The organism is Kitasatospora sp. NPDC091276, from assembly GCF_040684355.1.
GTDB lineage: Bacteria > Actinomycetota > Actinomycetes > Streptomycetales > Streptomycetaceae > Kitasatospora.
The window spans coordinates 156346-174458 of sequence record NZ_JBFBFU010000021.1; the positions used below are offsets into that span (position 1 = coordinate 156346).

The window sequence follows — 18113 nt, forward strand, 5'->3', positions numbered from 1 at the left end:
ACGTGGATCCGCTCGGCTGGGACCCGCTGATCATGAAGTTCTGCGAGTTCTTCGGCGGGGGAGCCAACGTTCACCCGTCGAGGCTCGCCGAGGGCTGGAACATGCCGCACCAGTTCCAGTCGACGACCGTCTGAGCTGCGCTTCTGCTCGTCCTCCTACCAGAGGGTGGCAGGCCCCGAGAGGACCCAGCCGGCGTCGGTGGGCTTGACCCAGAAGCTCAATGACACCTCGATGATCCGCGCGCGGTAGGCGATCTCGACGTAGAAACCGGTGCCCTCGTGGCCCCAGTGGAAGTCCGCGAGATCGAGTTCGCGGAGCCAGGACAGGTCCTGCTCCCACTCGTCGACAGCAGGGCTGCCGCTCGCCTCGTCATCGTCGGCGTTCGCCTCGATCGAGCCGGCCCATAGCGACCTGAGCACGTGCCGGACCGAGGTGTGATCGACGAGTTCCTCGGCCTCGGGGATCCGGCCGGCTCGGAGCAGACTGAAGTAGCGACAGAAGACCGCTTCGACATCGGCTTTGGCAGGGCGCTCCGTCCAGATCTTCACCGTGGGATTTTAAGGGAGCGCCTTACGGATCCCGCTCTCAGCACGGGAAGTCGGCCGGTCCGACTTCCCGTGCTGCGAAAGCCCCAAGCGCCGCTGCCAAGCCCTGTCCCGGAGTTCATCACTCCAGTCTGCTCACATCACTGCCGCCTGGTGACCGTTCCCTGCCGATCACCACTGCCGTGGCCACTGCCATGGCCTCGGCGATGACCGGCGCCTTCGGGGCCGGTGGGCTACCGGCCGCGGCGGTTGTCCTCCCAGTCGTCGAACCAGCGGAGCCAGATGGGCGTGCCGACACCGCGGTGCCACTGGTCGCGAGCGGCTTTCCCCAGCTCCGGGGTCGTCAGACCCTCCTCGTGTTCCAGCCAGTCGATGTACCACTCACCGAAGCCGGCCGGTCGTCCCGCATCCGTCAGCAGCGGGTTGAGGCGATCGCAGGTCGGCCGCCCGTCGAACCACATACTGCCGCGATCCGGACCGCTGACGATGAGCAGGGTGCTGAAGTTGTGGCCATGGCCCGCCAGAAACACACCGCCCGTGACCCGGTCCCGCTCCGCCGCCTCCACGGCCTCGTTCCGAGCGTCCCGGGCGGCTTCGAAGTCGGCAGGGTCGGCGTAGTCCTCTTCCCGTACGAACTTCTCCCACACCTCGTCACTCGCCGCCAGCGCGGTGTCGTGATCGGGGAACGGCACGTGCAGCCGCTCCAGTTGGGTGTCCGCGTCCTCTGCCCAGTGCCATCCGTCGGGTCCCCGCCGCAACTCCCTGGGCCACCGTCCACCCGCACTCACCCGCAGCAGGAACTCCCGGTAGTCCGCCGGAAACGTGATCCCGAACTGCCGCTCCGCCTCCACCACCTGGATCTCGGTCAGCGGCGCAGCCAGCTCAGCCCCCGGCCCGCTCCACCCCTGCTCCTCGCGCACCGCGCATACCCGCTCCCGGACGCCGTCCCATTCAATGCTCTGCATGATCGGCCAGGATATGACCTTGGTGTTTCAAGGCCCTGGCGGCCGGGGGTGCTGCTGAGGATCTGATTCAGGCGGTGATTCGAGGCACTGCTGAACACCTGGGACGGGGGGTTCGACCTCAGCTCCGTCTGGGCGGATGTGGGCCCGGAGTCCCGTGGATACGTCGGCCGAGGCCGTCGACTTGGTCGGCAAACCGAAACCGAGACCACGGAACGACGATGGCCCGGGCCGCTGAGCGGGCCGGGACATCGTTTGCGGTGGGTGGATGGATGGGGTCAGGGGGTGGGGCGGAGGGTGGCGGTGGTGGTGCGGGCCAGCCAAACGCCCAGGAGGGCTTGGAGGAGGCTGATCAGGAGGGTTGCGGTGATCATCAGGGAGGCGAGGGCCGGGAGGCCGGCGAGGGCGGCGAGGGTGCGGGCGGCGCCGGCCACGGCTTCGCCGGTGGCGGCGCGCCACAGGAGGGGGGCGGCCCAGCCGGCGAGGGCGGCTGTGGTGGCGGTGAGGACGGCGGTGCGGGCTCGTTGGCCGCGCAGGGCGGTGACTGCGCCGAGGGCGAGGCCGCAGAGGAAGGGGAGGTACCAGAGGGAGTAGAGGGAGCCGAGGGCTATGACCACGGTGGCGAGGAGGGTGGGGAGGAGGGTGCGGAGGAGGGTGCGGAGGTGGGGGGTCGTCATGGTGGTCAGGCTCCCGGTCGCAGGGTCCACACCTTGGTGGAGGCGGGTTGGTCGGTGGCCATCAGGAGCGGCGGGTTTCGGCCCTCCCACCAGTACGGGATGAAGTTCCGGTACCAGGGTGAGGCCGGGTTCTCGCTCTGGCCGCCGGGGTAGACGGCCTGCGCGGTGGCGGTGTCCGGGCCCTTCCAGTCGACGACCATGCGCCAGCTCGGGCCGAAGGTGGAGTTCATGCCGCCGTCGGCCGCGTTGACGGTCCAGCGGTCGCCCTCGGCGGGCTTGGGGCCGTAGCCGAGGGCTTCGGCGCCGGTGAGGGAGGGGATCTGCCGGGTGTGGACGCGGTCCCAGGTCCAGGTGGCGGGGTCGTTGCCGAGGTCCTGGGACAGTTCGGAGACGGCCTGGGCGAATGCTGTGCGCATGGCGTCCGTCGCGGTGCGGGTCGGGCCGCCGGGGGAGGTGAAGGCCGGGTTGGTCGGGTCGTGCAGGGTCCAGGCTTCGAGGTTCTCGTCGAGGCTGGGCAGGGCGCTGGAGACCTTGAGGTACAGGCGGTCGCGCTCGACCGGCACCTTGGCGTGGTCCCACCAGGGCTGGAAGGTGGTCTCCAGGTAGTCGTTCCAGAAGGTCCACCAGATCGGGCCGCCGGCGACGCCGGGTTTCATGGTGTGGTCCCAGCGGTTCAGGACGTCGAGGGCGGCCTGTTGGCGGGGGTCGAGCTTCTGGTCGGCCAGGGCGGTCTTCAGGTGGGGCAGGATGACGGTGGCGAGGTAGTCCGTGACGTCGTTCTGCAGGGTGGTGAAGTCCGTGCTGGTCATCGCCTGGTGGCTCTCCAGGTACTGGTAGATCCGGTTGGCCCGGTAGCCGTTGTCGAAGGCGTTGAGCGTGGTGCCGATGTAGTACGGGTAGTCGGCGGAGACGGGGCGCTGGTTGGCGGTCGCGACCACGTGGTTCGGCGGGTTGTAGACCTGCGGGGTGGCGTCGAAGGGGATGGCGCCGACCACGTCGTACTCGCCGGTGCCGGGCAGCGGGAACCAGGGGTTGCCGCCCTTGGTGAGGGGGAAGTACCCGGCGGCGACCACGCCGATGTTGCCGCCGCCGTCGGCGTAGGCGAAGTTGAGCGTGGGGGCGTGCCAGTCGGCGAGCGCGGTGCGGAACTCCTGGTAGTCGCGGGCCTTGTTGACGGAGAGCAGGACGGCCAGGTCGGGGGAGGGGATGTTGCCCATCCAGCTGACCGAGGTGGTCTGCCCGGCCCGGGTCAGGACCGGCCCGTGCACGGTGAGGTCCACGGCGAGGTGTTCGGTGTCGCCGCCCCGGACCGGGATGGTGTACTCCACCCGCTGCATCGGGTGCCACGCGTTGTTCCAGAAGTACTGGCCGGGGTGGTCGGGGCTGGTCTGCTCGCTGTAGAAGACCGTCGACTGGTTCTGCCCGTCGGTCAGGGACCAGGAGATGTTGGCGTTGCGGCCGATCAGCACGCCGGGCATGCCGGCCATGCTGGCGCCGGTGACGTCGGTCTCCGGCGAGGACAGCGCGATCTGGTACCAGTACGAGGGCAGGGTCATCGGCAGGTGCGGGTCGCCGGCGAGCATCGCGTTGCCGCCCGCCACGGCCGGGCCGTTCGCCGCCCAGGCGTTGCTGTCCGGGAAGGTGTGGACCTGGGTGGCCGGGAGCGCGCGGATGGTGTCCAGCAGGGTGTGGGCCGCGGTCGCCTCCCCGGCGGGGTCGGGCTTCCCGGTGGGGGCGACGGGCGCGGGGCGCGGCTCCGACCGGTTGGCGGCGGCTTGGCCGTCGGGCCCGGCGGTGTTGACGTTCGCGGGCAGCGGCGCGATGCCGAGGTCGCGGTACGGTCCGACGTCGTACGGCCGCTGGTCGTTGGGCGCGTGCACCGGGAACCAGTCCATGGTGCGCTCCTCGCCGAGGGACTCCCGGAAGATCGCGTAGTCCAGCGGGGTGCTGGTGAAGTCCATGCTCTGGGTGAGGAGTTCCTGGATGACCAGGCTGTCGACCGGGGTCCAGTCGGCCGGGTAGACGCCGGTGAGGGAGAAGATCGCCGGCCACTGCCCGTTGTGGCGCAGCTCGGAGATCCAGGCGTTGACTCCCCGGGTGTAGCTGGTGAGGGCGCGGCCCGCCGGGCTGTCGGGCGCGGTGGCGGCCCACGTGGCCTCGGCGGTGCGCAGGAGTCCCATCTGGAGTTCGAACCGGTCGGACTCGACGCTCCCGGGCCCGTTGAGTTCGGCCAGGCGTCCGCGTCCGGCGCGCCGCTCCAGGTCGAGCTGGGCGAGCCGGAAGCGGGCGTGCAGGTAGCCCTGGGCCTGGAACAGGTCGGTGTCGGAGGCGGCCTTGACGGTGGGGACGCCGTTGTCGTCGAAGGCGACCGTCACCGGCGCGTTCAGGCCCGCCAGGGTGAGGGTCTCGGTGTGCGGGAGTTCGGCGCCGGCGGCGGAGTCCCACGCACCGGCCCCGGGGACGAGGGCGGTTCCGAGGGCCGGGACGGGCCCGATGCCCAGCGCGAGCAGCGCGAGGACCAGGCCGGAGACTACGGCTGCCACCGCCGCGTGGGTGGCTGTGCGTATGCGCCGCGGCAAGTTGACTCCAGGGGTGCGAGGTTGGGCGGGTGCGGTGGGGTCGGGGGTAGGGCTGAGGGCCGGGGCTCGGGGCCGTCAGGACCAGAAGTCGGCCATCGTGCGGTGGATGCCCTCGACGGTGGCCCGGAGCTCGGGGTGTCCGGGGACCGAGCCGTAGACCGTGCCGATCAGCCACTCGGTGCCGGCCCGCCAGTCGGCCCGCCAGGACGGGTCGATCGTGGCGTCCACCAGGTCCACCCCGGGGAGGTGGTGGAGGCCGTCGAGCACCTCGCCGGGGCCGGGGGCGAGGCCGTCGGCGGGCGGGGAGAGGAAGTACTGGAACGCCACCTTCGGGCAGTCCGCGCCCAGGGCGAGCACCGGCTCGGGCGGGTCGAACGCGCCGAGTGCCAGCCGGAGGGCGAGGGCGAGCAGGTCCGTCCCGGCGGAGCGCTTGAGGACGTCCGAGACGTGCCCGCCCAGGCGGCCGTTGACCTCGATCAGCCGTGGCCCGGCGGGGGTGAACTTGATCTCGGTGTGGGTGACGCCCTCGCGGATGCCGAGCGCCCGCAGCGCGCGCTGCTCCAGGGCCACGACCTCGTCGGCCAGGCCGGCGGGGAGCAGGGCCGGGGTGAAGTAGCCGGTCTCCCGGAACGGGGGAGCCAGTGGCAGCTTGCCGGTGACCGCGAGGGTGCGGATCTGGCCGTCGCGGATCGCGGACTCGACCGAGACGTAGTCGCCCCAGAACTCCCCCACCACGGTGGGGTCGCTCACCAGGTACTCCTCCAGCACGAACACCGCCGGGCTCGCCACGCCCTCGGTGAACTCGGCGTACCGGTCGGCCAGTTCGGCGGTGCTGCGGACCAGGCAGGTGTCCACGCTGCCGGCGCCCGAGCGGGGCTTGAGGACGGCGGGCAGCCCGGTCGCGGCGAGGGCCGGGCCGAGGTCGGCGGCGGAGTGGACCGTCCGGCAGGCGGTGCTCTGCACGCCCGCCGCCGCCAGGGCCTCGCGCTGGCGGAACTTGTCGACCAGGACCTCGACGGTGGCCCGGTCGTGGAACGGCACGCCGCACCGCGCGGCCACGGCGGCCGCCGTCCGGAGCAGGTGGTCACTGAAGGTGATCACTCCGGCGGCGCCGAACTCGGCGGCCCGGTCGCACAGTTGCTCCTCGGTCAGGCCGGACGTGTCCACCACGGTGGCCGACTTCGGCAGCTGGGCCAGGTCGGCGGCCACCTTCGGGTCGCCGAGGTCGCCGAGGAAGACCGCCGTGCACAGCCGCCGCCCGGCGGTCAGGACCCCGCGCGCGGTGGCCGAGCCCCGGCCGTAGACGACCAGCAGCACCGGGGGCGTCGGGGGCGCAGGAGGCGTAGGGGACTCCGGGGGCGCCGGGTGGTCCGTCGGGTTCGAGCCGCCCATGTCAGCGCTCCTGCGGCTGGTTCGGGCTGAACGCCGCGCGCTCGGCGGCGACGGACCGGTGCTCCCAGGCCTCCCGGTCGCGCAGGTAGAGCGGCCGGTCGGCGACGACGGCCCGGGTCTCGGCCGAGCCCGCCGAGAGCCGCCACCGCACCGAGCCGGTGACGTGCGCCGAGCAGACCTCGATGAACGCCTGGCTGGCGCGGCGCAGTTCGCCGAACCAGCGGCCCTCCAGCGCCTCGCGGACCCACAGCTGCTCCTGGTTCAGCTTCTCCCGCAGCAGCTCGGCGGAGAGGGTGGCCGTCTCCAGGTGGCGGCGCGAGCGCAGCAGCAGCCAGGCGGCGGGCATCTCGCGGATCTCCAGCACCTTCGGCCCGTGGCCCAGGTGTTCGAGCCCGCTGTACCGGCCGAGGCCGTGCGCGCCGACCAGGTGGTTGAGGGTGTCGATCAGCTCGGTCAGCGGCAGCCGGCGGCCGTCCACCGCGACCGGACGGCCGGCCTCGAAGGCGACCTCGACGGCCTCCGGGGCCTCGGCGGGGCGCAGCGCGCTCCACTGGTAGAGCCGCTCGGGCACGGCGTGGTCCTCGGGGTCGTCGAGGATCCCGGACTCGAACTCCCGGCACCACAGGTTGGAGTCGCCGCTGACCAGCCGCTCGCTCAGCTGCTCCAGGCCGGCTTCCTTGAGCTCGTGCATCTTCTGGTCCCGGTCCACCGGGTCCAGGTCGTACGGGCTGCCGTAGCGCCCGGCGAAGCCGAGCAGTTCGAGGGCGCCGTTGAGCCGGCGCAGGGTGTTCTGGGAGCGGTTGGCGGTGTGCAGCACGGTGGTGGCGCCGAGTTCGCGGGCGGTGTCGACGGCGACCTTGGCGATCAGCGGGCGGCTGAGCGAGGAGCTGACCGGGTGGGTGTCGAGGTAGACGGCGTGCGCGGCGATGGCCGGGCGGACGTAGTCCTCGGCGAACTCCTGCCGGCCGTCGACCAGGTGCAGCCGGATGCCGAGCCGGTCGGCGATCCGCTGCTTGTGCTCGCTGCTCTCGTCCTCGCCGAGGTCGACGCTGACGGCGTGGACGTTGCGGGCGCCGGCCCGGGCCAGGCGGTGCAGCAGGTAGCTGCTGTCCAGCCCGCCGCTGAACAGGGTGACGACGGGGGCCGACGGATCGCGGGCGATCGCGTCGAGCTCGCCGAAGGAACGGACGACCTGGGCAGTCACCGCGATCCCTCCGGTCCCTGCTCGGCCAGGGCGGCGGTGAAGGCCGTCACCGTGGGCTCGTCGTACATCAGGTGCATCGGGACCTCGACGCCGAGCAGCGCCTCCAGCTTGCGGGTGGCGCGGACCACCTTGAAGGAGTCCCCGCCGATCTCGAAGAAGTCGTCGTCCGGGCCGATGGCGGGCAGTCCGAGGACCTCGCACCAGACCGTGGTGACGGTGGCGGCCACGCCGTCGCCGGGCGGTGCTTGCGGTTCGTCGGTGACGGCGGGCAGGACGGCCCCGGCCCGTTCGGTCAGCAGGGCGCGGTCCAGCTTGCCGTTGGCGGTCAGCGGCATCGAGTCGACGGTGGCCAGCGACGCCGGGACCATGTACGAGGGCAGGGCGCCGCGCAGCGTCTCGCGCACGGCGGCGGTGACGCTCGCGGGCTCGGCGCCGGGTGCGAGCACCAGGAAGCCGACCAGCCGGGCGTCGCTGCCGCGGCCGTGGGCCACCACGGCCGCCTGCCGGACCTCGGGCACCCGCAGGGCGGCGGACTCGATCTCGCCCAGTTCGATCCGGTAGCCGCGGATCTTCACCTGGAGGTCGACCCGGCCCAGGAACTCCAGGCCGCCCACCGGGTGGGTGCGGACCAGGTCGCCCGAGCGGTAGAGCGGGCCGGGGCCGTCGCCGAGGTGGTCCGGGACGAAGCGCTCCGCGGTGAGCTCGGGCCGGTTGAGGTAGCCGAGGGCGAGGCCCTCGCCGCCGATGTAGAGCTCGCCGGGCTCGCCGTCCGGTACGGGCTTGCCGTCCTCGTCGAGGATCCACAGGGTGGTGTCCTCGATGGCCGGGCCGATGTAGACGGTGTCCAGGCCGGGGTCGCGCGGGGGCACCCAGGCGGTGCAGTAGATGGTGCACTCGCTCGGCCCGTAGAGGTTGGTGAGCGGCGCGGTGGACTGGGCGTGGAAGCGGCGGACCAGCTCGGGCGCGAGCGGCTCGCCGCCGGTGAGCACGCGCCGCAGGCCGTCGAAGCGCTCCTCGGGCCCGCGGGCCAGCAGGAACAGCTCCAGCAGCGAGACCACGCAGTAGAAGACGGTGATGTCGGCCGCGCGGATGGTCTCGGCGAGGTAGTCGGCGTCGCGCTGGCGGCCGGGGGCGGCGATGACGATGGTGGTGCCGGTGATCAGCGGCCAGTACACCTCGATCAGGAACATGTCGAAGCTGCACGCGGTGTGGTGCAGCATCCGGTCGTCCGGGCCGAGTCCGTGGCTGCGCTGGAGCGCCCGCAGGCGGGTGGTCACCGCGCGGTGCGGGATCAGCGAGGCCTTCGGCCGGCCGGTGGAGCCGGAGGTGTAGATGACGACCGCGGGCTGCTCGGCGAGGTCGGCCGCCGGCTCGAACGGGACGGCCGGGCGGGCCGCCGCGCACTCGTCGACGGTGACGACCTCGGTGCCCGGCAACTCGGGGAAGCGGGAACGCAGTTCGGGGGTGGTGATCAGCAGCCGGGGCGTGCAGTCGGCCAGCATGTCGAGGGTGCGGGCGACCGGGTCGTTGACGTCGAAGGCGACCTGGGCGGCGCCGGCCAGGATCACCCCGGCCACGGCGACCACGAAGTCGGCCGAGCGCTCCAGGTAGACCGCGACCCGCTCGCCCGGGCGCACCCCCCGCTCGCGCAGCAGCGAGGCGACCCGCACGGTGCGGTCCCTGAGCTCGCCAGCGAGCAGGACCCGGTCGCCGTCGACCACGGCGGGCTGCGCCGGGTCGGCCTCCCAGCGGGAGAGCAGCAGGGTGTCGAGCCGTCGTTCGCCGTCGTCGAGAATCGTGGCCGTAGGGCTAGCCATGGAGGTTGTGTCCAATCGGTGTGGTCGGTGCAGGGGCGTCCCGGCGGCCGGGGCCGGCCGGGACGCCGGTTGGTTCACTGGTCGGCGTCGGAGCCCGGGGCGTCGGAGCCGGCCGGTGCGTCGGCGTCGGCGTCGGTCAGGGCGGGGCCGATGGCCGCGGTGAGGTCGCGGACCGTGGAGGAGTCGAAGAGCAGCTCGATGTCGAGCGAGCAGCCGAGTTCCGCCTCCAGCCGGGAGACCAGTCGCAGGGCGCGCAGCGAGTCGCCGCCCAGCTCGAAGAAGTCGTCGTCCAAACCGACCTCCGGCAGTGCCAGGACCTCGCGGAACAGCCGGGCCACCAGCGCCTCGTGGTCCGCCGTGCCGCCGGGCCCGCCGCTCGGCGCGGCCTCGTCCGCGAACCCGGCCGGGGTGGGCAGGGCGAGCAGGTCGGTCTTGCCGGCCGGGGTGAGCGGCAGCTCGGCGAGGACGGTGACCGCCTCGGGGACCATGTACGAGGGCAGCGAGCGCCGCAGCCCGGCCTGGACCCCGGGGGCGTCGAGCGGGGCGCCCCGGTCCGCGGGCACCACCCAGGCGACCAGGCGGCCCTCCCGGACGGCGACCGCGGCGGCCGCCACCTCGGGCAGGGCCAGCAGGACCTGCTCGATCTCGCCGGGCTCGATCCGGTAGCCGCGCAGCTTGAGCTGGCGGTCCATCCGGCCGAGCAGTTCGATCCGCCCGTCGGGCAGGCGGCGGGCGTGGTCGCCGGTGCGGTACATCCGGCCGCCCGTGAACGGGTCGGTGACGAACCGCTCGGCCGTCAGCTCGGGCCGCTGCCAGTAGCCCTGGGCCACGCCGTCACCGCCGATGCACAGCTCGCCGACGCAGCCGACCGGCAGCAGCTCGCCGTCCACGGTGTCCAGCACGTGCAGCACGGTGTTGGCGATCGGGCGGCCGACGGTGACCCGGGTGGTGTCGGCGGTGATCCGCTCGACGCTGGAGTACACGGTGGTCTCGGTCGGCCCGTACATGTTCCACACCGACTCGCCGCGCTCGGCCAGCGGCGCCGCCAGGTCCGCGGGGAAGGCCTCGCCGCAGCTGTAGAGCCGGGGGCGGCCGGCGCCCTGCCAGTCGGAGTCCAGCAGCGCCCGGTAGCGGGACGGGGTGGCCTGGAGCGCGGTGATGCCGTGCTCGACGCTGTAGCGGTCGAGTTCGCGGCCGCTCAGCCCGAGGGCCTGGCCGCCGACGTACACCGTCGCGCCGACGGCGAGCGGTACCAGCAGCTCGGCCAGCGAGGTGTCGAAGCCGAGCGTGGTGAGGGCGAGGAAGCGGGTGTCGCCGTCGAGGCCGGGGTGACGGCGGGCCAGGCTGTCCACCAGGTTCGCCAGCGCGCGGTGGCCGACGGCGACGCCCTTGGGGCGGCCGGTGGAGCCGGAGGTGAACATCAGGTAGGCGAGGCCGTCCGGGGCTGCGCCCGGCAGCTCGGCGGCGGCGGGGTCGGCGGCCTCCTGGAGCGTCAGGTCGAGGTCGGCCAGGTCCAGGGAGGCCAGGTCGACGGCGGTGCCGTCCCAGCCGGCCAGCGCGGGCGCGCCGGTCGCGTCGGTGAGCACCACGGCCGGGGCCGCGTCCGCCAGGACGAGGCCGATCCGCTCCACCGGGTGGGCCGGGTCGAGCGGGACGAACGCGGCCCCGGCCCGGGCGACGGCCAGCATCGCGGTCACCAGGTCGGCGCTGCGGCCCAGGCAGACGCCCACCCGGTCGCCGGGGCGCACGCCGCGCGCGGCCAGCTGCCGGGCCAGGGCCTTGGCCCGCCGGTCGAGTTCGCGGTAGCTGTACCGGGTCTGCTGGTCGACCACCGCCGGGTGGTCCGGGCGGCTGCGGACCGCGTCGTCGATCAGCCCGGACAGCAGGGCCGACGGCTCGCCGCGGTCGATCTCGCTGCCGTTCCAGGTGTCGAGCTGGCGGGCGCGGGCCGCCTCGGGGACGGCGAGCAGCTCGCGGACCGGGCGGCCGGGCTGCGCGGCGATGCGGGTCAGAACCGCGACGACGTGGTCGAGCAGCGCGCCGGTCTCCTCCGGGGTGATCCGCCCGGCGTCCACCACCGCCTGGAGCTGCATCTCGGCGGCGGCCCGCACGACCAGGGTGACCGGGTAGTTGGTCCGGGTCTCGTAGCGGACGTCGCTGACCGTGACCGCGCCGTGGGAGAGCACCGCCTCGGTGCGGTCCGGGTAGTTCTCGACCACCACGACGGTGTCGAACAGCGGCACGCCGGGCGCGGTGTCGGCCCAGCGCTGGATGTCGGTCAGCGGGGTGTGCTGGTGGTCCAGCAGCGGGTGGCGGGTCGCGGCGTGGCGGGCCAGCCACTCGTCGCCGGGCAGCTCCCGGTCGATCCGCACCCGCACCGGGACGGTGTTGATGAACATCCCGAGCATCTGGTCCGCCCGGTGCAGGTCGACGGGGCGGCCCGAGACGGTCACGCCGACCACCACGTCGTCGCGGCCGCTGTGGCGCGCGACCGTCCCCGCCCAGGCGGCCTCGACCAGGCTGCTGAGCGTGGTCGCCCTGCCGGCGGCCAGCCGCCGCAGCGCGGTGACGGTCTCGGCGGGCAGCTCGGCCCGCACCGTGCGGAAGTCGCCGGACGGCTTGGCGCCCGGGCGCACGCCCGGCAGGCTCAGCGTCGCCGGCTCGCGGTAGCCCGCCAGGTAGCCGGTCCAGAACGCGCGGTCGCGCTCGGCCTCCTGACGGCCCAGCCAGGCGATGTACTCGCGGAAGGCGGGCGGCGCGGGCGGCTCGGCGGCGTCACCGGACAGTCCGGCGGTGACCTCGGCCAGCAGCAGCGCGGCGGACCAGCCGTCCAGCAGCAGGTGGTGGTACGTCCACACCACCAGGTGCTCGTCGGGCAGGCGCAGCACCAGCAGCCGCATCAGCGGCGGCCGGGCCAGGTCGAAGCGCTCGCGGGCGCGCTGCTCCAGCTCCTCGGCGACGGCGCGCTCCCGGGCCGGCCCGTCCAGCCCGGACAGGTCGCGGAACTCGATCGGCAGGTCCGCCTTGGGCAGCACCACCTGGTGCGGGGTGCGGATCCGCTCGCGGACGAAGGCCGTGCGCAGCACCGGGTGCCGGGCGATCGCCCGCTGCCAGGCTGCTCCCAGCTCCGTCAGGTCCAGTTCGCCGCGCACCCGGAAGGTGGTCAGCTCGACGTACAGGCCGTGCTCGGGGGAGGTGGTGCTGTGGAAGAGCATCCCCTCCTGGGTCGGCGAGAGCGGGTAGATGTCCTCGATGTCGTTCACTTGGTGTCCTCTCCTGACCGGAACAGGGCGAATACCCGGGCCAGGTCGTCTTCGCTGAGGTCCGCGTCCGAGAACGCCTCGCCCGACCCCTTCGCGGGGGCCGGATCGGGCTCGGTGGGAGCGGTGGGCGGGGCGGGGGTGTCGGACGCCGGGGCGGCGGTGGGCGCGCGGTCCGCGCGCAGCCGGGCGGCGAGCTGTCCGACGGTGGGGTGGGCGAAGAGGTCGCCGGGGGAGACGGTCAGGCCCTGCCGCTGGAGTTCGGCGGTGATCTGGACGATCAGCAGGGAGTCGCCGCCGAGTTCGAAGATGCTGTCCTCGGGGCCGATCCGGGGGACGCCCAGCAGCCGGGACCAGACCGCGGCGATCTGCTCCTCCAGCCCCTCGGGGCCGGTCGCCGGTGCGGACGCCAGGGCGGCCTCCGGCGCGGCCTGCGATGCGGTCGGGACGGGCGTGGCCGGCCCGGCCGCGCGGGGGCTGACCAGCACGTGCGGGAGGTGACGGTTGGCCAGGATCCGGTCGAAGGCCAGCAGGCCCTCCCGGGTCGGGATGCCGCCCTCCGCGTCCGGGCCGGGAGCGTCCGGGCCGGGGGCGGCCGGGGCCGGGCGCAGCACGAAGCCCTCGACGAGCACGGCCGGAGCGCCGTCCGGCCCGGCGACGACCACGTCGACGACCAGCGTGTCGCCCGCCCCGGCGTCACCGGAGCGGCGGTCGACCCGCACCACGGCCTCGGGGCCGAGCGGGCCGAGCACCACCAGGCGGCGGTAGGCGACCGGCAGGTGGCTGCCGGTGCGGGCGGTGACGGCGCCGGTGGCGGTGTCCAGCAGCGCGGGGTGCAGCGGGTGCGCGGCCAGGTCGCCGTGGAACGCCTCGGGCAGGCGCAGCCGCAGCATCGCCCCGCCGCGCCCGTCCTCACGGACCTCGGTGACGCTCTCCCAGCGCGGCCCGGTGCGCAGCCCGCTGGCGCCGCCGGGCCGCTCCCCGGCGGCGGCGGACACCGCGACCTGCGGCACCGGGGCGCAGCGGGCCGCGAGGCCGTCGAGGTCCAGGCGCTCGGGGGAGTCGCCCCCGTACGGCGCGATCCGGCCCTGGGCGTGCGGCCTGGACGGCACGGCGCTGGAGCGCACCTCCCACAGGTGCCCGCCGTCGGGCGCCGGACGCAGCCGCAGGGTGACCTCGGGCGGGGCGTCGGCGGGCATCCGCAGCGGGTGGGTGAAGACCGCGTCCAGCTCGACCGGCCCGTCCCCGACCGCCAACCGGTGCCCGGCGACGGCGAGTTCGAGCAGCGCGGTGCCGGGCAGGACCGGGACGTCGCCGATCCGGTGCTCCTCGGCCGGCCAGGCGCTCTGCCCGGTGCGGCGCAGCCGCAGCTCCACCGTGCCGTCCGGCTCCGCCCGGCGGGCGTCGAACAGGGCGTGGTCGAGCACCTCGCCGCCGTCGAGCCAGTCGCGCCGGCCGGACCGCATCGCCATGCCGGTCTGCGACCACCGGTCCCAGCCGATCGACACGGCGGCCCGGGAGCCGGCGGCGAAGCTGTCCAGGAAGGCGTTGGCGCCGGTGTAGTCGGCCTGGCCGACCGCGCCGGTGACCGCCAGCACCGAGGAGCAGAGCACCAGCACCGGCCGGTCCACGGCCGTCAGCCGCTCCAGCAGGACGGTGCCGAGCACCTTGGGGGCGAGCACCCGCGCCATCTCCCCGGCGCTGCGCAGGGCGGTGACGCCACCGCCGGGCACCCCGGCGGCGTGGACCACCCCGGCGATCGGGCCGTACGCGGCCCGCACCCGGTCGAGCGCGGCGCCGAGCGCGGCCTCGTCGGTGACGTCCGCCTGGACGAGGCAGAGCCGGGCGCCGTGCGCGGTCAGCCCGGCGAGGGCCTCGGCCAGCTCCGGCGGGCAGCTCGCGGCGGGCGCCGCGCCCTCGGGGCGCAGGCTCCGCCAGCCGGCGCCGTCGGGGACGGCACGGCGGGTGAGCAGGACGAGCGTCCGGTCGGCGTCCTCGGCGAGGTGGCCGGCCACGGCCAGACCGATCCCGCCCAGGCCGCCGGTGACCAGCCACACGCCGGACGGCGCGGCGGGCTGCGGCCCGGCCGGGTCGGTGAGGACGGGCCGCTCCGGGACCGGCACCAGGTGCGCCCGGCCGCGGACGGCGGTCAGCGGCGCCGCAGCGTGCCCGGCGCGCAGCTGCGCCACCACGGTCTGCGCCGCCAGGGCCAGTTCCTCGGGTTCCCGGGTCGGGTAGTCCAGGTCGAGGGCCTGGACGGTGACGCCGGGCAGCTCCTGCGGCAGCACCCGCACCGCGCCCAGCCCGGCGGCGGCCTGCGGGGTGCGGGCGGGCTGCCCGTGCACCCCGTGGGCGGCGTCGGTGACCAGCAGCATCCGCAGCGGCCGGCCGGGGAACGCCTCGCCCAGGGCCCGGGCCAGCTGGACCGGGACGGTGAGGGCGCGCAGCGCGCCGTCGGCCGCCTCGCCCGGGGTGGCCGAGCGCAGCGGCGGGGTGTCCAGAGCCCAGCAGGAGAGGACGGCGTCCGGCACGGTGCCGCGCGCGGCCAGGGCGGCGGCCAGCGCGGGGAAGGCTTCGGGGTCGTCGGCGTCGAGCGTGAACGAGGCGTCCTGCGCGGTGAACGCCCCGGCGCGGGCGCGGACCAGGCTGACCTGGGCACCGGCGGCGGCGAGCTCTCCGGCGACGGCCTCGGCGAGGCCGGACTCGTCGGCGAGCAGGAGCACCGACGAGGGGAGCGGCCCGGTGCCGGACGGCGGCAGGGCCTGCGTCCAGGACACGACGCGCAGCCAGTCGTCCACGCCGCTCGCACCGTCGGAAACCTGCGCGGGCCCTGCGGGGCCCTGGACGGTGACGGCGGCGGGCTCGGCGGCGGTGGGCTCGAACCAGTGCCGGGTGGGCTCGAACGGGTAGCCCGGCAGCGAGACGTGCCGGCGCCCGGCGCGCTCGCCGAGGGCGGACCAGTCGACCTCGGTGCCCCGCTCCCACAGCCGGGCCAGCGCGGTGAGCCGGGCCGGCGGCTGGTCCGGGGCGGGCGCGGCGCCGCCGAGGGTGGGCAGCGCGGGGCGTCCGGTGCCCAGGGTCCGTACGGCGAAGCCGCTCAGCCCCCGGCCGGGGCCGAGCTCCAGCAGCGGGCCGTCGCCCGGCAGCGCGGCGAGCGCGTCGGCGAAGCGGACGGTGTGCCGCAGCTGGCGCGCCCAGTACTCCGGTGACGCGGCCTCCTCGGCGGTGAGCTCACGCCCGGTCAGGCCGGAGACGAGCGGCACGGCGGGCGCCTGGACCGGGACGGTGGCGACCAGCCGGGCGAACTCCTCCAGCAGCGGTTCGGCGTCCCGGGAGTGGAAGGCGTGCCGCACGGCCAGCTGCCGGGCGGCCACACCGCGCGCGGCCAGGCGCTCGGCGAGCCGCGCGACCGCCTCGGGGGCGCCGGCCACCACGCAGCGGTCGGGCGCGTTGACGGCGGCCAGTTCCGGCCCGGCCGGGTCGTCCAGCAGGGCGCGCAGCTCCGGCTCGGGCAGCGGGACGCTGAGCATCGCGCCGGGCGCCATGGTGCCCATCAGCCGGCCGCGTTCGGCCACCAGCCGGGCGGCGCCGGGCAGGTCGAAGACCCCGGCGGCGCAGGCGGCCGCGAACTCGCCGACGCTGTGCCCGGCGAGTGCGACCGGCCGGACGCCGAGCCCCGTCCACCACGCGGTGAGCGCGTACTCCACCGCGAACAGGGCCGGCTGGGCGGTCTCGGTCCGGTCGAACAGGTCCGGGTGGGCCGGGTCGAGCAGCAGCTCGCGCAGCGGCGCCGTGGTCCACGGCCGCAGGGCGTCCAGGCAGCGGTCGAGCGCGGCGCGGAAGAGCGGCTCGGCGCGGTACGGCTCGGCCGCCATGCCGGGGTGGCCGGCCCCCTGCCCGGGGTAGAGGAAGGCCACCTTCTGGCCGGTTCCGACGGCCTGGACGGCCTGGGCGGCGGGGGACGCCTCGCCCGAACGCCCGGTCAGGACGGCGCGCCGCCACGGGTGGTGGCGCCGCCTGGTCTGGAGGGTGAACGCGGCGTCGCCCGCGCCGGGCGCACCGGGGGCGGCCAGCGCCGCGCCGATCCGCTCGGCGGCCCGGTCGAGCGCCCGCTCGCTCCTGGCGGACAGCGGCAGCAGCTCCCACTGCGCGGGCTCGGCGGCGGGCGCCGCGGGCAGCGGCGGCGCGTCCTGGAGGATCAGGTGGGCGTTGGTGCCGCCGATGCCGAAGGAGCTGACGCCCGCGATCCGGGTGCCGTCGCGGCCGGACCACGGCTCGGCCTCGGTCAGCACCCGGAACAGGCCCGGGGCCAGTTCGGGGCTGGGGCTCTCGAAGTGCACGGTCGGCAGCAGCGTGCGGTGCTGGAGTGCGAGCACCGTCTTGATCAGCCCGGCCATCCCGGCGCAGGTGTCCAGGTGGCCGACGTTCGACTTGACCGCGCCGAGCACCCGGCGGGAGTCCGGGGCGTCCGCGAACACCCGCCCCAGCGCGGCGAGTTCGATCCGGTCGCCGAGCGCGGTGCCGGTGCCGTGCGCCTCGATGCAGGAGACCTCGCCGGGCGTGACCCCGGCCACGGACTGGGCCGCCGAGACGACCCGGACCTGTCCGTCCAGGCTCGGCGCGGTGAAGCCGACCTTGCGGTTCCCGTCGTTGTTGACCGCCGAGCCGAGCAGCACGGCCCGTACGGTGTCGCCGTCGGCGACCGCGTCGGCCAGCCGCTTCAGCACCACCACGCCGACGCCGCTGCCGAAGACCGTGCCGGTCGCGTCGGCGTCGAAGGGGCGGCAGTGCCCGTCGGCGGAGAGGATGCCGCCCTCGGCGTGCAGGTAGCCGAGCCCCTGGCCGATCCCGGCGGAGACGGCGCCGGCCAGCGCCACGTCGCACTCGCCGCTGAGCAGCGCCTCGGCGGCCAGGTGGACCGCGAGCAGGGCGGAGGAGCAGGCGCTCTGCACGCTCAGGCTCGGGCCGGTCAGGCCCAGCCGGTAGGAGGTCTGGGTGGCGAGGTAGTCCTTGTCCCCGGCGGCCAGCCACTGGACGTCGGCCCGGTCGGCCAGGTGGGCCGCGTTGGGCAGCAGGTGGTGCGTCAGGTAGGAGTTGAAGCCGGCCGAGGCGTAGACGCCCACGCCGCCCTCGACGCCGTCGGTCAGCTGCCCGGCGTCCTCCAGCGCGGTGACCGCGCACTGCAGGAACAGCCGGTGCTGGGGGTCCATCAGCTCGGCGTCGCGGGGCGGGATGCCGAAGTACTCGGCGTCGAACTCCGCGAGGCCCTCCAGCACGCCGCCCGCCCCGACGAACCGGGGGTCGGCCAGCCGTTCGGCGGGGACGCCCAGGGCCGCCAGCTCCTCGGGGCTCCGGAAGGTGACGCTCTCGCGGCCCGCGACCAGGTTGGCCCAGAAGGCCCCGGCGTCGGGAGCTCCGGGGAACCGGCAGGCGAGGCCGGTCACGGCGATCGCGTCCGGCAGGTCCGGCGGTGCGGCGGCCGGGCCCCCGGGGGCGTGGGTGGTCATCGGGCTTTCTCCTCATGGGTGGTGATGCGACGCGGCTCGCGGGGGTCCGGCGGCCGACACCCGGCACGGGGTGCGGGGTGTCGGCCGCCGGCCGTCGGGGTCAGCCGGTCGGGCCGGTGCCGGAGCCGCCTCGAGATAGGAAGAGGGTGGTGTAGGGGAAGAGTGTTTGG

General features: G+C 75.0%; 10 protein-coding genes. 1 reads left to right on the forward strand and 9 read right to left on the reverse strand.

Annotated features, from left to right (window positions below; genetic code table 11):
• Positions 1-2: 2 nt before the first annotated feature.
• Positions 3-134 carry a hypothetical protein gene (locus AB0O19_RS25820; protein WP_363622750.1) on the forward strand — a complete coding sequence of 44 codons (132 nt, stop codon included), beginning with the start codon at positions 3-5 and terminating at the stop codon, positions 132-134.
• Between the two features lie 21 nt (positions 135-155).
• Here AB0O19_RS25820 and AB0O19_RS25825 read toward each other — a convergent pair whose 3' ends face one another.
• From AB0O19_RS25825 to AB0O19_RS25865, 9 genes are all read right to left on the reverse strand, one after another.
• On the reverse strand, positions 156-548 hold the full coding sequence (locus AB0O19_RS25825; RefSeq protein WP_363622752.1) for a hypothetical protein: 393 nt from the start codon (positions 546-548) through the stop codon (positions 156-158).
• A gap of 230 nt (positions 549-778) precedes the next feature.
• Positions 779-1510 carry an SMI1/KNR4 family protein gene (locus tag AB0O19_RS25830; protein ID WP_363622754.1) on the reverse strand — a complete coding sequence of 244 codons (732 nt, stop codon included), beginning with the start codon at positions 1508-1510 and terminating at the stop codon, positions 779-781.
• Between the two features lie 275 nt (positions 1511-1785).
• Positions 1786-2184 carry a hypothetical protein gene (locus tag AB0O19_RS25835; protein ID WP_363622756.1) on the reverse strand — a complete coding sequence of 133 codons (399 nt, stop codon included), beginning with the start codon at positions 2182-2184 and terminating at the stop codon, positions 1786-1788.
• A gap of 5 nt (positions 2185-2189) precedes the next feature.
• Positions 2190-4727 (reverse strand): penicillin acylase family protein, encoded by a 2538-nt coding sequence (locus AB0O19_RS25840; protein WP_363622758.1) that lies wholly within the window; start codon positions 4725-4727, stop codon positions 2190-2192.
• 111 nt (positions 4728-4838) lie between these two features.
• Entirely contained in the window at positions 4839-6155 is a 1317-nt protein-coding gene (locus AB0O19_RS25845; protein WP_363622760.1) for an ATP-grasp domain-containing protein, read from the reverse strand.
• A gap of 1 nt (position 6156) precedes the next feature.
• Positions 6157-7359, reverse strand: coding sequence for an argininosuccinate synthase-related protein (locus AB0O19_RS25850; RefSeq protein ID WP_363622761.1), 1203 nt, complete (start codon positions 7357-7359; stop codon positions 6157-6159).
• The gene (locus tag AB0O19_RS25855; protein WP_363622763.1) at positions 7356-9176 is read right to left on the reverse strand and encodes a non-ribosomal peptide synthetase; all 1821 of its coding nucleotides are present in this window, start codon (positions 9174-9176) and stop codon (positions 7356-7358) included. Before AB0O19_RS25855 ends, AB0O19_RS25850 begins: the two co-directional genes overlap by 4 nt.
• A gap of 74 nt (positions 9177-9250) precedes the next feature.
• The gene (locus AB0O19_RS25860; protein WP_363622765.1) at positions 9251-12439 is read right to left on the reverse strand and encodes an amino acid adenylation domain-containing protein; all 3189 of its coding nucleotides are present in this window, start codon (positions 12437-12439) and stop codon (positions 9251-9253) included.
• Positions 12436-17943, reverse strand: coding sequence for a type I polyketide synthase (locus tag AB0O19_RS25865; RefSeq protein ID WP_363622767.1), 5508 nt, complete (start codon positions 17941-17943; stop codon positions 12436-12438). The genes AB0O19_RS25860 and AB0O19_RS25865 overlap by 4 nt, the downstream gene beginning before the upstream one ends.
• Between the last annotated feature and the right edge of the window lie 170 nt (positions 17944-18113).